General features: G+C 44.9%; 12 protein-coding genes. 10 read left to right on the top strand and 2 right to left on the bottom strand.

All coding sequences use genetic code 11. The features are described 5' to 3' along the window. The first annotated feature begins 188 nt into the window (after window positions 1-188). From R4Z09_RS29955 to R4Z09_RS29915, 9 genes are all read left to right on the top strand, one after another. On the top strand, window positions 189-1,379 hold the full coding sequence (locus tag R4Z09_RS29955) for an acetyl-CoA C-acetyltransferase (RefSeq protein ID WP_338450254.1): 1,191 nt from the start codon (window positions 189-191) through the stop codon (window positions 1,377-1,379). Window positions 1,380-1,569: 190 nt separating this feature from the next. Next, window positions 1,570-2,421, top strand: coding sequence for a 3-hydroxybutyryl-CoA dehydrogenase (locus R4Z09_RS29950; protein WP_338450253.1), 852 nt, complete (start codon window positions 1,570-1,572; stop codon window positions 2,419-2,421). A gap of 334 nt (window positions 2,422-2,755) precedes the next feature. Further along, a complete protein-coding gene (locus R4Z09_RS29945) occupies window positions 2,756-3,871 on the top strand; it encodes an acyl-CoA dehydrogenase (protein WP_338450252.1) in 1,116 nt (371 codons plus the stop codon). Window positions 3,872-3,933: 62 nt separating this feature from the next. Next, the gene (locus R4Z09_RS29940) at window positions 3,934-5,067 is read left to right on the top strand and encodes an acyl-CoA dehydrogenase (protein WP_338450251.1); all 1,134 of its coding nucleotides are present in this window, start codon (window positions 3,934-3,936) and stop codon (window positions 5,065-5,067) included. Between the two features lie 260 nt (window positions 5,068-5,327). Continuing rightward, on the top strand, window positions 5,328-6,008 hold the full coding sequence (locus R4Z09_RS29935; protein ID WP_338450250.1) for a TetR/AcrR family transcriptional regulator: 681 nt from the start codon (window positions 5,328-5,330) through the stop codon (window positions 6,006-6,008). Then, on the top strand, window positions 5,992-9,243 hold the full coding sequence (gene icmF, locus R4Z09_RS29930) for a fused isobutyryl-CoA mutase/GTPase IcmF (protein ID WP_338453400.1): 3,252 nt from the start codon (window positions 5,992-5,994) through the stop codon (window positions 9,241-9,243). The genes R4Z09_RS29935 and icmF overlap by 17 nt, the downstream gene beginning before the upstream one ends. A 472-nt stretch (window positions 9,244-9,715) precedes the next feature. Then, on the top strand, window positions 9,716-9,928 hold the full coding sequence (locus R4Z09_RS29925; RefSeq protein WP_338450249.1) for a hypothetical protein: 213 nt from the start codon (window positions 9,716-9,718) through the stop codon (window positions 9,926-9,928). Between the two features lie 220 nt (window positions 9,929-10,148). Continuing rightward, entirely contained in the window at window positions 10,149-10,742 is a 594-nt protein-coding gene (rpoE, locus tag R4Z09_RS29920) for a DNA-directed RNA polymerase subunit delta (protein WP_338450248.1), read from the top strand. Between the two features lie 348 nt (window positions 10,743-11,090). Beyond that, window positions 11,091-12,698 carry a CTP synthase gene (locus tag R4Z09_RS29915; RefSeq protein ID WP_338450247.1) on the top strand — a complete coding sequence of 536 codons (1,608 nt, stop codon included), beginning with the start codon at window positions 11,091-11,093 and terminating at the stop codon, window positions 12,696-12,698. Window positions 12,699-12,870: 172 nt separating this feature from the next. Here R4Z09_RS29915 and R4Z09_RS29910 read toward each other — a convergent pair whose 3' ends face one another. Together R4Z09_RS29910 and R4Z09_RS29905 are read right to left on the bottom strand one after the other, a co-directional pair. Further along, on the bottom strand, window positions 12,871-13,053 hold the full coding sequence (locus R4Z09_RS29910; RefSeq protein WP_338450246.1) for a hypothetical protein: 183 nt from the start codon (window positions 13,051-13,053) through the stop codon (window positions 12,871-12,873). 30 nt (window positions 13,054-13,083) lie between these two features. Further along, a complete protein-coding gene (locus R4Z09_RS29905) occupies window positions 13,084-13,608 on the bottom strand; it encodes a DUF2529 domain-containing protein (protein WP_338450245.1) in 525 nt (174 codons plus the stop codon). A gap of 395 nt (window positions 13,609-14,003) precedes the next feature. On the opposite strand from R4Z09_RS29905, the gene R4Z09_RS29900 reads away from it, so the two are divergent. Continuing rightward, window positions 14,004-14,366 (top strand): response regulator, encoded by a 363-nt coding sequence (locus R4Z09_RS29900; protein WP_338450244.1) that lies wholly within the window; start codon window positions 14,004-14,006, stop codon window positions 14,364-14,366. Window positions 14,367-14,522 lie beyond the last annotated feature (156 nt).

Genomic DNA, 14,522 nt, shown 5'->3' with positions numbered 1-14,522 from the left:
GTGTTATTGAAAAATAAGGAGTTGAGGCAGTTAAATCTTGGTATGATAGGCATTCCATCTTTTTAAAATTTAGTAAAGGTGTAGGCAGCATTAATTTTTAACTTAATAAATAAAGTGTGAGTCTCCTTAGACATTTCAATTGGGGCACGATGCTATGGTTTTCCTATAAAAAAGGAGTGACGTTTGCGATGAACAAAACGGTGATCTTAAGCGGGGTTCGAACACCTATTGGCAAATTAGGGGGCAGTTTGAGCAGTCTGTCGGCATCCGATCTAGGTTCCATTGCGATAAAGGAAGCGTTAAAAAGAGCAAATCTCTCCGCCTTAGTGGTTGAAGAGGTCATCATCGGCAACGTGCTTCAGGGCGGGCAGGGGCAAATCCCGTCACGGCAGGCAGCGAGAAAAGCAGGCTTGCCGTGGAATGTCAAAACCGAAACAATCAACAAGGTTTGTGCATCAGGTATGCGTAGTGTGACGTTAGCAGATCAATTAATCCGCGCTGGGGATGAAAGTGTGATTGTTGCCGGCGGTATGGAGTCGATGAGCCAGGCGCCTTATATTCTTCAGGATGCCCGTTTTGGGATGAAGATGGGGAATTCAGCGGTTACCGACTTAATGACATATGACGGTTTAACCTGCAGTTTTACCGGCGTTCCAATGGGGATGTATGGAAATCAAAGTGCAACCTCCTGGGACATCAGCCGCAAAGAACAGGATGAGTGGGCCTTACGAAGTCATCAGCGGGCATTAAAAGCGATGGACGCTGGAATTATTGCTCAGGAAATGATTCCAGTTGAGATTCCACAGAAAAAAGGGAATCCGATTGTTGTTGCTCAGGATGAAGGACCACGCCGGGATACATCACTCGAAAGACTGGCTGCGCTCCGGCCTGCTTTTGGCAAGGATGGAACGATCACGGCCGGCAATGCACCAGGCGTCAATGATGGAGCTGCTGCACTTGTTTTGATGAGTGCGGAACGTGCCGCAAAGGAAAAACTCCAGCCTGAGGCAGTCATTCTAGGCCATGCGGCAATTGCTGTTGAAGCAAGGGCTTTCCCGGAAACCCCGGGACTGGTCATAAATGAATTGCTAAGGAAAACAGGTAAGACAGCTGCTGATATCGATTTATTTGAAATCAATGAAGCCTTTGCCGCTGTGTCATTAATTACTGTAAAAATTGCCGGGCTTGATCCGGAAAAAGTCAATGTCAATGGCGGTGCGGTCGCCCTCGGCCACCCGATTGGTGCGAGCGGGGCAAGAATCATTGTGACACTTATGCATGAATTAAAACGCCGCGGCGGCGGGATTGGCATTGCCGCCATTTGCTCAGGAGGCGGGCAGGGGGATGCGATTATGATTGAGGTGCCGGGGTGGGAGTAGGAGCTGCTCTCTAAATGGCGATCTTTGAAAACAGTTTTGTGATGATAGCTGGAAAGTGCGATAGGCCTGTGTCATTGCCGGTATTGACCCTCTTTTCGGGCCATACCGGCCGTAACAGGTTTTTATATATAAAAGATTTTGAATGGTGTCTAACTGCAAGTTAAAGCAGGTTACAAAATGGAGGTGTCAAATGAAGGTTGAAAAAATAATGGTCGTTGGTGCCGGTCAGATGGGTTCCGGAATCGCTCAAGTGTGTGCACAGGCAGGCTATGATGTGATTTTGAATGACCTGAATCTCCAATTGACAGAACAAGGAAAGAACACCATCCGCATCAACCTTTTGCGGCAGGTAAATAAAAACCTCATGAAGACGGAAGAGATGGAAGCAATCCTGTCACTCATTTCCTTGTCTACCAATCTTGAGGATGCGAGGGATGTGGACTTCGTCATCGAAGCCGCGGTTGAAAATATGAACATTAAAACGCAAATCTTCCGCGAGCTTGATAGGATCACACCGGAGCATACGATTCTGGCGAGCAATACATCCTCGCTCCCAATCACCGAAATAGCGGCGGCCACAAACCGTCCGGAAAAGGTCATTGGCATGCATTTTATGAATCCTGTCCCAGTGATGAAGCTAGTTGAAATTATCCGCGGTCTCGCTACCGCTGATGAAGTATATGAAACGATTGAGACCATTACGAAAACATTGGAAAAGGTACCGGTGGAAGTGAATGATTTTCCCGGCTTTGTGTCAAACCGAGTTCTGATGCCGATGATCAATGAAGCTGTGTTTGCTTTATACGAAGGTGTCGCATCGAGGGAGGCAATTGATGAGGTCATGAAGCTTGGTATGAATTACCCAATGGGACCGTTAACACTTGCTGATTTCATCGGGCTAGATACATGCCTCTATATCATGGAGACCCTCCATGAAGGCCTTGGCGAAGATAAATATCGTCCGTGCCCCTTGCTGCGAAAATATGTAAAAGCAGGCTGGCTTGGCAGAAAAGCAGGCCGAGGGTTTTATGAATATAAATAGGGGGCAGGGATTATTGCGGATTGGCTTGGTTTTTGGGCAGGTGGGGCAGTAATTTTTAAAGGAAAATTAGCTGATTTGGGGGGATGTGAAAGGAAATTAGCTGAAGTCCCGGAGGTTAGCAACTAAAACAAAGGAAAATGAATAGATTCTATAGTTAACCGCGCTATAAATGGGAGGAAATCAGTAACTGGTTCTATCAATCTGCAGCCCTCAAAAAAATTTCCGCGGTTTTTGGGCACTTATCCGTAGTTTAACCTTTTATTCCATTTTAACTAAGAAATACCCTTCTTGAGAACAATATAACGTCAACAAAGCAGCAGAAAGTGGGGATCATATGGACCTGGCTTTTACAAAAAATCAGAAGCTGATAAGGAAACAGGTCATTGATTTTGCTGAAAAGGAAATAAATCCCTTTATCCCCCGGATGGAGCAGGGGGAGTTCCCCCGAGAGATCCTCGAAAAAATGGGGAAGCTCGGCTTCATGGGGATCCCTGTTCCGCAGAAATACGGCGGTCAAGAAAGGGACTTTACTTCTTATATTGTAACGATTCATGAGCTTTCAAAGGTCAGCGCAACGGTTGGGGTTATCCTCTCTGTCCATACCTCGGTCGGGACGAATCCGATCCTTCTTTTCGGAACGGAGGAGCAGAAGCAAGCTTACGTCCCAAAGCTGGCCGCAGGGCAGTATTTAGGAGCCTTTTGCCTGACTGAGGCGGGCGCAGGGTCGGATGCAGCGAATCTTAAAACGAAAGCCGTTAAAACGGGAGACCACTATGTGATCAATGGCTCCAAGCTTTTTATTACAAATGGAGGGGAGGCCGATATTTATATCCTCTTTGCTGTAACAGACCCGGCGCAAAGAAGCAGGGGCATTACGGCATTTATCGTTGAAAAAAACACACCCGGTTTGATTTTCGGTAAGGACGAACAGAAAATGGGACTTCATGGCTCACGAACAAGGCAGCTGCACTTTGAAAATATGAAAATACCAGCTGCAAACCGGCTTGGCAATGATGGTGAGGGCTTCCGGATTGCCCTGGCTAATCTAGAATTCGGCCGTATCGGTATCGCTGCACAGGCGCTCGGAATAGCCGAAGCTGCCTTTGAGACAGCTGTTACTTTTTCAAAAAATAACCAAACACAAAAAGGGCAGGGGATTGCGTTTAAACTTGCTGATATGGCCGCCAATCTCGAAGCTGCCAAACTATTAGTCTATCGGGCTGCCGATTTGAAGCAAAAGGGACTTCCATGCGGAAAAGAAGCCTCGATTGCGAAATTATTTGCTTCGAAAACCGCCGTTTACGTCACAACAGAGGCGATTCAAGTGCTTGGTGAACACGGATATACAGATGTGTACCCGGTTGAACGCTATTTCCGCGATGCGAAAATTACCGAAATCTATGAAGGAACAAGTGAAATTCAGCGGATGGTTATCAGTAAGCATTTATAAACTGGAGACTATGTATTTCTAAAAAAGGACTTTATAGTATATACGAACAAAGGGGTATAAATATGAATTTTACATTATCTGAAGAGCATGAAATGATTCGAAAGATGGTCAGGGATTTTGCTCAGAACGAGGTGGCCCCTACGGCTGCCGAGCGGGATGAGGAGGAGCGCTTTGACCGTGACATAATCGATAAAATGGCGGAGCTCGGCTTAATGGGGATCCCATGGCCGGAGGAATACGGCGGCATCGGCAGCGATTATTTGGCTTACTGTATAGCTGTCGAGGAGTTAGCCCGTGTCTGCGCCTCGACAGCTGTTACCTTATCAGCCCATACATCCCTTGCTGGGTGGCCGCTATATAAATTCGGCACCGAATCGCAGAAGCAAAAATACCTCAAGCCGATGGCATTAGGTGAAAAAATCGGTGCTTACGGATTAACTGAACCTGGAAGCGGATCTGATGCAGGCGCAATGAAGACGACAGCAAAGCTTGAGGGCGATCATTATGTCTTAAACGGCTCGAAAATTTTTATCACCAATGGCGGAATTGCTGACATTTATGTTGTATTTGCTTTGACCGATCCTGCAGCGAAGCAGAAGGGGACGACTGCCTTTATTGTGGAAAAGGAGGCGCCGGGATTTTCCATTGGAAAAAAGGAAAAGAAGCTTGGCATTCGATCCTCGCCGACAACGGAAATTATTTTTCAAGATTGTCAAATTCCAAAGGAAAACGTGCTCGGTAAGGTGGGAGAAGGCTTTAAAATAGCCATGATGACCTTAGACGGCGGGCGGAACGGCATCGCGGCGCAGGCTGTAGGAATCGCCCAGGGTGCATTGGATGCGGCTGTTGCTTATGCAAAGCAGCGCCATCAATTTGGGAAGCCGATCGCAGCCCAGCAAGGAATCTCCTTTAAACTGGCGGATATGGCAACAAGCATTGAAGCAGCGCGGCTGTTAACCTATCAGGCAGCGTGGCGGGAATCGGAGGGTCTAACCTACGGAAAGGAGTCAGCGATGTCAAAGCTGTTTGCTGGGGATACGGCGATGAAGGTGACAACAGAGGCGGTGCAGGTATTTGGCGGTTATGGCTATACAAAGGATTATCCGGTAGAGCGGTTTATGCGGGATGCTAAAATTACGCAGATTTATGAAGGAACGCAGGAAATCCAGCGTCTCGTTATCTCCCGGATGCTATGAAAATATTTAATTTTCAATATGAATAATACGGAAAGTTTTTAATGTTCTGACGCAATTTGTTGTATAATGAGAAGATACAGAGAAGATCGAAAATGTTCTAAGTAAAAGCGCAGTTCTTTAGTACAGGAAAAGGAAGCAGGAAAGGTTATAAGCCGTAAAATAGCTATGTACTCACGTTCATCTTTGGAGGCATGGCTCATTAATTTTTCTAATTTTTAGACTATTTATTTCCTATTATATAGACAGGCGGGTAGGTATCAATGAAAAAACGAGAGGTGCATGCATCAGTAAAAGATGAGCGTCTTATCCAAAAACGGAGAGACCAAATGATTAATGGAGCGGTAAAGCTTTTTATCGAAAAAGGCTTTCACCGGACAACGACTAGGGAAATTGCGAGGTCTGCCGGTTTTAGCATCGGGACCTTATATGAGTATATTCGGACAAAAGAGGATGTCCTCTATCTTGTCTGTGACCGGATTTATGATCAAGTACGGGAGAGACTGTACGAGATCCTTGACACAAAACCGCAGACGACCCTTGAAGAGCTCAAGCAGGCCATTGCGAACTTCTTCCGGGTCGTCGATGAGATGCAGGATGAGGTACTTGTTATGTATCAGGAGGTCAAATCGCTGCCAAAGGATGCCCTTCCATATGTACTCCATAAGGAATTGGAAATGGTGGATGTGTTTAAACAAATGATTGAACGCTGTGTGGAAAACGGCGAGCTCAGTTTATCAGAAAATCAAATTAAGATGCATTCCCATAATATTTACGTGCAGGGACAAATGTGGGCGTTCAGGCGCTGGGAGCTGCGGAAATTATTCACACTTGAAGAGTATATTGAGCTGCAGATGGAGTTTTTAGTAGAGGGGGCCAAAGGGGTTAAGGAGAAGACAAAGGAGTGCATTTATTGTGAAACCAGAAATGTATCTGCCAACTAATAAGATTCGGTTTGTGACCGCTTCAAGCTTGTATGATGGGCATGATGCCTCGATTAATATCATGCGGAGAATTCTCCAGGCGAGCGGAGCAGAGGTGGTTCATCTAGGGCATAACCGGTCGGTTGAGGAAGTGGTGAATGCAGCGATCCAGGAGGATGTCCAAGGGATCGCTGTTTCTTCCTACCAGGGGGGACATATAGAATACTTCAAATACATGGTGGATCTTTTAAAGGAAAAAAATGCTTCCCATATTCGGGTTTATGGCGGGGGCGGAGGCGTGATCATTCCACGGGAAATAAATGAGCTTCATGCGTACGGCGTCGCACGGATTTTTTCTCCTGAGGACGGGCGGCGAGATGGGCTGCAGGGCATGATCAATACAATGCTGAGAGAATGCGATTATCCGGTTGTACCGTCTTCGGCAGGATCAGAGGTTTCAGTTGAAAAAATCTCCGCAGGTGAGGTGAATACGATTGCGAGGTTGATTTCACTTGCTGAACAGAGGGTTGACAGCAGGCGGGATCTTGATGAGGTGGTTTTTGAAAAAATAAAAACGCTGGCGAAGGATGTCCCTGTCCTAGGGATTACAGGAACAGGCGGCGCGGGAAAAAGTACGTTGACCGATGAGCTGATCCGCCGCTTTTTACAGGACTTTCCGGAAAAAAGGGCAGCCGTTTTATCCGTCGATCCAACGAAGCAAAAAACAGGGGGAGCGCTCCTTGGCGACCGAATCCGGATGAATGCAATTTTTTCACCGCGGGTCTATATGCGAAGCATGGCAACACGTCAGTCAAAATCCGAATTATCAGCGGCGATTCAAGATGCGATCCGGGTTGTGCAGGCAGCCGGCTATGATCTGATCGTCGTTGAGACGAGCGGCATCGGGCAGGGGGATGCAGCCATCACGGATATTTGTGATGTCTCGATGTATGTCATGACAAGCGAGTTCGGTGCGCCTTCACAGCTGGAAAAGATCGATATGATTGATTATGCCGATCTTATCGTAATTAATAAATTTGAGCGTAAAGGCTCTGAGGATGCCAAAACTCAGGTGCAAAAGCAGTATCAGCGCAGCCATATGCTGTTTGAAAAGAGCCTTGAGGAGATGCCGGTGTACGGTACGATTGCCAGTCAGTTTAACGATGCGGGGACGAATGCGCTGTGGGCAGCATTGGTTCAGCATTTGAATGAAAAAATGGGCCTGGATTGGCGCACTTCTTTTTCAAAAAAAGAAAAGGTTGTGAAGCAGTATGTGATTATTCCAAATGAGCAGCGCTCCTATTTGCGTGAGGCGGCCACTGCAGTGCGGTCGTATAAACGGAAGGCCGAAGAGCAGGCTGATTTGGCACGAAAGCTGTTCCAGCTAGAGGGTGCGATTCAGGCGGTGCAGGAGCAGAGCAGCCCTCAGGATGAAGTGGTTTCTGAGCTTGAGAGGATTAAGGAGTCAGTGCTGGAGCGGCTGACGCTTGAGTCGAGGCGGATTCTGGAGCAGTGGGAAAATACACAGGAGCTGTATGACGGGGAGCAATTCACGACAAGGGTTCGCGATAAAGAAATCGTGACTGTTCTAAAGTCGAGGAGCTTGTCAGGCTTGTTGATTCCGAAGGTGGCGCTTCCGAAATACAGGGATTATGGAGAAATTATTTCCTGGGTGTACCGTGAAAATGTGCCTGGTCGGTTTCCATATACGGCAGGCGTGTTTCCGTTTAAACGGGAAGGAGAGGACCCGAAGCGACAGTTTGCCGGTGAGGGAACGCCGGAGCGGACGAACCGCCGTTTTCATTATTTGTCAAAGGATGATAAGGCGAAGCGCCTCAGCACGGCGTTCGATTCTGTGACCTTGTACGGAGAGGACCCTGATGAGCGCCCTGATATTTTTGGCAAGGTCGGTGAGAGCGGGGTCAGCGTTTGTACGCTCGATGACATGAAAAAGCTGTATGCCGACTTTGATTTATGTGATCCAGCGACTTCTGTTTCGATGACCATTAACGGGCCGGCGCCGATTATCCTGGCGATGTTCATGAACACAGCGATTGCGCAGCAGGTGGAAAGGAAGGAAGTGGAGCTTGGCCGGGCGTTAACGGAAGCGGAGTATGCCGAGGTTAATGCGGCGGCACTAAAGATGGTACGCGGGACGGTGCAAGCGGACATTTTAAAAGAGGACCAGGGGCAGAATACGTGTATTTTCTCGACGGAGTTTGCTTTAAGGATGATGGGCGATATTCAGCAGTATTTCATTGATCATCAGGTCCGCAATTATTATTCGGTGTCAATTTCGGGTTATCATATTGCCGAAGCAGGAGCGAACCCGATTTCGCAGCTGGCTTTTACATTGGCGAATGGGTTTACGTATGTTGAGTATTATTTGAGCAGAGGGATGAAGATTGATGACTTTGCGCCAAACTTATCGTTCTTTTTTTCAAACGGGTTAGATCCGGAATACTGTGTAATCGGCCGCGTTGCACGAAGGATTTGGGCGATCGTGATGCGTGATAAGTACGGGGCAAACGAGCGAAGTCAAAAGTTGAAATATCATATTCAGACCTCGGGGCGGTCCCTGCATGCGCAGGAAATTGATTTTAATGATATTCGCACGACGCTGCAGGCGTTGATGGCTTTACAGGATAACTGCAATTCGCTGCATACGAATGCCTATGACGAGGCGATTACAACGCCGACGGAGGAATCGGTACGCAGGGCGATGGCGATTCAAATGATCATTACAAAGGAGTATGGCCTAACGAAAAACGAAAATCCACTGCAGGGCTCGTTTGTGATAGAAGAGCTGACGGAGCTTGTTGAGGAAGCGGTTCTGAGGGAGTTTGAGCGGATTGATGACAGGGGCGGCGTGCTCGGCGCGATGGAAACGCAGTACCAGCGCGGGCAGATCCAAGAGCAGTCGATGTATTATGAAACGTTAAAGTCAACCGGGGCACTGCCGATTATCGGTGTGAATACGTACTTGAATCCGAACCTGCCTGCGGAGGAAGAATTGGATCATATGCAGCTGGCACGTGCATCGAGGGAAGAAAAGGAACTGCAGATTCGAAACTTAAGGAGTTTCCAGGAGCAGAATAAAGAAGCAGTCGATACCGCGCTAGAGAGGCTGAAAGAAACAGCCGTCAGCGGAGGCAACATCTTCAACGAACTAATGGAAACCGTCAAAGTCGCCAGCCTCGGCCAAATCACCCGCGCCCTCTACGAAGTAGGCGGCCAATACCGCAGAAACATGTAGTGCTTTAAAGCATTGGGGGACAGTCCCCCAATGCTTTACCGTATTAGCGTGCCGGGGGTCTGACCCCCAGCGCTTTAATGTGTTAAATTTTGTGCCGGGTTGTTAACGTTTATATGAATTTTTATGGAATAATAGAGAAAAATACGGGTTTTGACAACATTTTTACATATTGATGATAGTATAGTCTTATGAGATTTCCTTGGATTGGGAAGGATGTAGGATACTCTATTTTAACTTCATTCAGCAAATGTTTTTTGTACCGAAAGCTTGCACAGGTACAGAAGTCCTTCACTTCTCTAAGTGGTAAAAGAATGCAAATTGCTCTTCGATTCAGTAGGGATTCAAACCCGGCTGAATGAAGTTAAGCCTCCGGCGGATGTCTCGGATTTTTTAAGGGTAATTTATCGAGCAAGCTCGATAAAAATCCGGACTCAAATTCGACGGGCGAATTTGATATCAGGATGTGAACGGCTTGAAGCGGTTTATAATTATGATTATTGGTTGGGCTGGGGCGTTGACCGGTACGTATTATCTATACAAACAACAGCTCGGGGCCATTCCATTCTTTTTATTCTCCATCTATTTCTTTCTATTGGGGCGAAAGGCATTTCGGGACCGCCCAAAAACAGAGACTGTTGCTAAGAAGAGGCCGCTTAAGGAAAAATTACAATCCTCAAAGAAATAAGTTGCGAAAAATATGCTAGAATCATCAGCTAGACCTAGCATAAACACCAGTATTTTGTTTATAATGAAGAATATGTATTTTAGCGTTAACCTAGCACGATTCATTGTGAAATAGCCGATTACATAAAACTCAAAAGTAGCCAGTCCGGTAATTTTTCCTGATGGACGGGCTTTACGTATGGCAACAGTGAATGGGATTAGATAGAAAGGAAGTGCGGATCTTGAGTTTAGCTCAATACTCAAAAGAAGAAATAATGGAAATGTCTTTAATAGAGATTGCGTACGAAATTATGGTGGAACGAAAAGCGGCAATTTCTTTTAAAGAATTAACGGAAGAGATGGCGAACATTGCAGGCCTTTCTGAAGAGGAATTGAAAAAGAGAATTGCTCAATTTTACACGGATTTAAATATAGACGGCCGCTTTTTAGCGATTGGAGATAATCAATGGGGTCTTCGTATATGGTACCCAGTGGATCAAGTGGTGGAAGAAATCGTCAACCCTGTAAAGGCGAAGAAGAAGAAAAAGGCTAAGAAGGTTGTCGATGAGGACGATCTAGAATTAGATGAATTTGATGAAGATGTCTTCGATGAACTGGATGATGACGAAGATCTATTAGATGATGACGATGATTTGGATGACGAAGATGATGACGATCTAGACTTAGATGATGACGATGATGATCTTGATGATGATTTAGATCTAGATGAGGATGAAGAAGATCTGGAGTTAGATGAAGAACTTGATGATGATTTTGATTTAGATGAGGATGACGAAGATTTAGACGAGGATCTCGATGAAGACCTTGATAAATAATTTTCATATTGACTTTTTGTATGTACACTTGTAGAATACTTTTTGGGCTCCTCAATGAGGAACGGATAATTTTTTGAGAGTAGCGCTCCCTTACTTTGTAAGAAGTAAGAGGAGCGTTTTTGTTTTTTATCAGTCCCCCGATAAATGATCGAAGGCTTCCTGTATCGATGTGGAAGTCTGTCTTACCGTGTATTCGGGCTATATTTTTTTATGCAGCCTATTGTTTAAGATAGGTATGTTTTTTTTATGAATGGCCAGTCTAACTGGAAATTCAACATATTTCACTTATTTACTGTCTTTAAATAGATGACAATTTGTACAAACTGTTATGGAGGGGGAATTTTAATCATGACAAAATATATTTTTGTTACAGGTGGCGTGGTTTCGTCACTGGGAAAGGGAATTACAGCTGCATCATTGGGTCGATTATTAAAAAACCGTGGAGTCAATGTAACGATTCAAAAATTTGACCCATACATTAACGTGGACCCTGGAACGATGAGTCCATACCAGCACGGTGAAGTGTTTGTTACAGATGATGGTGCCGAAACGGACTTGGACTTAGGGCATTATGAACGTTTTATCGATATTAATTTAAACAAATACAGCAATGTCACAACAGGGAAAGTATACTCTGCTGTCTTAAAGAAAGAGCGCCGCGGTGATTATTTAGGAGGAACCGTACAGGTTATTCCTCATATCACAAACGAAATCAAAGAGCGCTTGTTCCGCTCCGGCCGTGAAACCAATGCAGATGTTGTAATTACGGAAATCGGCGGTACAGTCGGTGACATCGAGTCACTGCCTTTCTTAGAAGCTATTCGTCAGGTGAAAAGTGATGTCGGCTCTGATAATGTAATGTACATTCACTGTACACTTGTGCCATACATCAAAGCGGCCGGCGAAATGAAGACAAAGCCAACACAGCACAGCGTAAAAGAATTACGCAGCCTTGGTATTCAACCGAATATCATTGTTGTTCGTACCGAAATGCCAATGACACAGGATATGAAGGACAAGATTGCTCTTTTCTGTGATATTGATAAAAATGCAGTTATCGAATGTGAGGATGCAGATCACCTATTATCGATTCCATTAGCTCTTCAGGCGCAAAAAATGGATTCTATCGTCTGCAATCATCTGAAATTAGAATGCCGTGATGCGGATATGACAGAGTGGACAGCTCTGCTTGAAAAAGTACGTAATCTTTCTAAGAAGACAACAATTGGTCTTGTCGGAAAGTATGTAGAACTTCAGGATGCTTACCTATCTGTAGTAGAAGCATTGAAGCACGCTGGTTATGCATTTGATTCAAAAATTGATATTAAATGGATTAACTCAGAAGATGTTAATGATGAGAATGTAGCAGAGCTTTTAGATCATGTGGACGGAATCCTTGTTCCAGGTGGATTCGGCGATCGCGGCATCGAGGGGAAAATTTCTGCGATCCGTTATGCCCGTGAGCAAAAGCGTCCATTCTTTGGAATCTGCCTTGGCATGCAGCTGGCATCTATCGAGTATGCCCGCAACGTTCTTCATTTAGAAGGAGCGCATTCTTCTGAAATTTATCCTGAAACACCGCATGCGATCATTGACCTGCTGCCGGAGCAAAAGGATATTGAAGATCTTGGCGGAACACTTCGCCTTGGATTATACCCTTGTAAGCTTGTTGAAGGTACAAAAGCGTATGAAGCATACCACGATGAAGTGGTATACGAGCGCCACCGCCACCGCTATGAGTTTAACAACCATTACCGCCCGCAAATGGAAAAGGCAGGCTTTGTGTTCTCGGGGACAAGCCCTGACGGACGTTTAGTGGAAATCGTGGAGCTTAAAGACCACCCATGGTTCGTAGCATCTCAATTCCATCCGGAGTTTATCTCAAGACCAAACCGTCCGCAGCCATTATTCCGTGACTTTATCGGAGCGTCTTTGAAATATAGAGAAGAGAAGTAAGAGGAAAAGCCTTGTTTGATGCAAGGCTTTTTGTTTTATATAGTGAGACAACGGGATTCGTGCCCGATTTGGTTTGGAAGTAATGCAATCGGTAAAGAAAGAAGCCGATTCGTTCCTGATCCGAACTGTAAACAAAGAAAACGGTAAAGAAAGAAGCCGATTCGTCCCCGATTCAGTCTGAAAACAAAGGAAACGGTAAAGAAAGCAAGGCATTCGTTCCCGATTCGGTCTGAAAATAAAGGAAACGGTAAAGAAACCAAGGTATTCGTTCCCGATCCGGTCTGCAAACAAAGAAAACGGTCAAGAAAAGAGTCCATTCTTGCCCGATCCAATCTGTAAAAACAAATCCGGTCAAGTAAGCCCCCTTGGAGCCACCCTAACCCTCTTAGTAATCAGCTAAAATCTCATCAATCGTAAACTTCAGTCCATAGTAAGCGTACAATGCGGCCATTGAAAAGGGATAGCCGATTCTGCTGCCGTCGTCGGCCGGGACAAGCCCTTTATGTAAAGACAAATCAATTGAGACATCAGCCAAGTCGGTAATCGATTCCTCATCAGATTCCTGGTGAGTAGATAGCGTGACAAAGGAAATGCCATGATCCGCAAGCTTTTTCGCCATCTCTAATGCTTCTTTGTCAGTCGAATAGCGGGTCACGAGCAGGACGCGGTCAACGCTGTTGATGCTGTCAATATCAGCAGTAGTCATTGCTGCAGCATGAGTGAGAGGCTCAGCACCATTTACGGCTTCACTAGCTACGGATTCCATTTCAGCAGCGCCATATACATAAATTTTTCCGTCAGCAATAACGGCTTGGGCCAGCAGGCGGGCACTATCTTCTATTTCCTCCATTTGCTCATCGCGAATTTTGGTAAATAAGCCATTTAATTGAGTAGCAAAAATTTTTAACACAAAATCTCCTCCAAATATTACTTTCATATAGAAAATCAGTCAGGAATAAACGTATAATACACAAGCCCTACTTAGAGTAGCACACAAAAATCCAGGCTAAAAGAATCACCTATACTAGTACACCTGAGTTAAGTAACAGAATAGTCTGTAAACACTAGTACACCTACATTTTTACATAGGAAAATGTATCTTTAATGTATCATTATAAATAATTCCTAGGAAAAGGTAAAATGTGTTATAGAATAGTTCTTTATAATCATTGAGATCAGGAAGGATTTTCAAAAGGGGAAGTAGAATGTAATATGAATATAAGAGTAAGTCTGTTCAAAATTGTGAAATCTGAAAAATAAATGAGTCAACATTCTGAATTACAATGCAGAGGAAGAGGTGTCGCAATGGAAAAGAAAATACTTATTGTAGATGATCAATTCGGGATCCGTATATTACTAAATGAAGTCCTGCAAAAGGAAGGTTATGATACGTACCAGGCCGCAAATGGTCTGCAGGCGTTAGAAATCGTAAAGGATAATGTACCAGATTTGGTTCTTCTTGATATGAAAATCCCTGGCATGGATGGAATTGAAATTTTAAAAAGAATGAAGGAAATGGTGCCGGATATTAAAGTCGTTCTCATGACCGCGTATGGGGAACTGGATATGATTCAGGAAGCAATGGATTTAGGTGCCATTACGCATTTTGCGAAGCCATTTGATATTGAAGATATTCGTGTTGCCGTTGCTAAATATTTGGCCGAATGATTCGAACTTTTTTCGACAAAAATTAGTCATTTTTACGCAAAGGTATTCCTTATTGACTTGGAAACGTTTACCCTTTTTTCTGAGTGAAAATAGTTTATAAAACTTCTCTGGAATATTAGCAATTCCATGCTTATTTTGATATGATACGTATTGGAA

The organism is Niallia oryzisoli (assembly GCF_036670025.1).
GTDB lineage: Bacteria > Bacillota > Bacilli > Bacillales > Cytobacillaceae > Bacillus_BD > Bacillus_BD oryzisoli.
This window is presented reverse-complemented; position numbering and strand designations above follow the sequence as displayed.

What these genes read in the sequence shown, in the direction of transcription:
- R4Z09_RS29955 (WP_338450254.1), top strand. Translation starts at nt 189, where the DNA reads ATGAACAAAACGGTGATCTTAAGCGGGGTTCGAACACCTATTGGCAAA.
- R4Z09_RS29950 (WP_338450253.1), top strand. Translation starts at nt 1,570, where the DNA reads ATGAAGGTTGAAAAAATAATGGTCGTTGGTGCCGGTCAGATGGGTTCC.
- R4Z09_RS29945 (WP_338450252.1), top strand. Translation starts at nt 2,756, where the DNA reads ATGGACCTGGCTTTTACAAAAAATCAGAAGCTGATAAGGAAACAGGTC.
- R4Z09_RS29940 (WP_338450251.1), top strand. Translation starts at nt 3,934, where the DNA reads ATGAATTTTACATTATCTGAAGAGCATGAAATGATTCGAAAGATGGTC.
- R4Z09_RS29935 (WP_338450250.1), top strand. Translation starts at nt 5,328, where the DNA reads ATGAAAAAACGAGAGGTGCATGCATCAGTAAAAGATGAGCGTCTTATC.
- icmF (WP_338453400.1), top strand. Translation starts at nt 5,992, where the DNA reads ATGTATCTGCCAACTAATAAGATTCGGTTTGTGACCGCTTCAAGCTTG.
- R4Z09_RS29915 (WP_338450247.1), top strand. Translation starts at nt 11,091, where the DNA reads ATGACAAAATATATTTTTGTTACAGGTGGCGTGGTTTCGTCACTGGGA.
- R4Z09_RS29900 (WP_338450244.1), top strand. Translation starts at nt 14,004, where the DNA reads ATGGAAAAGAAAATACTTATTGTAGATGATCAATTCGGGATCCGTATA.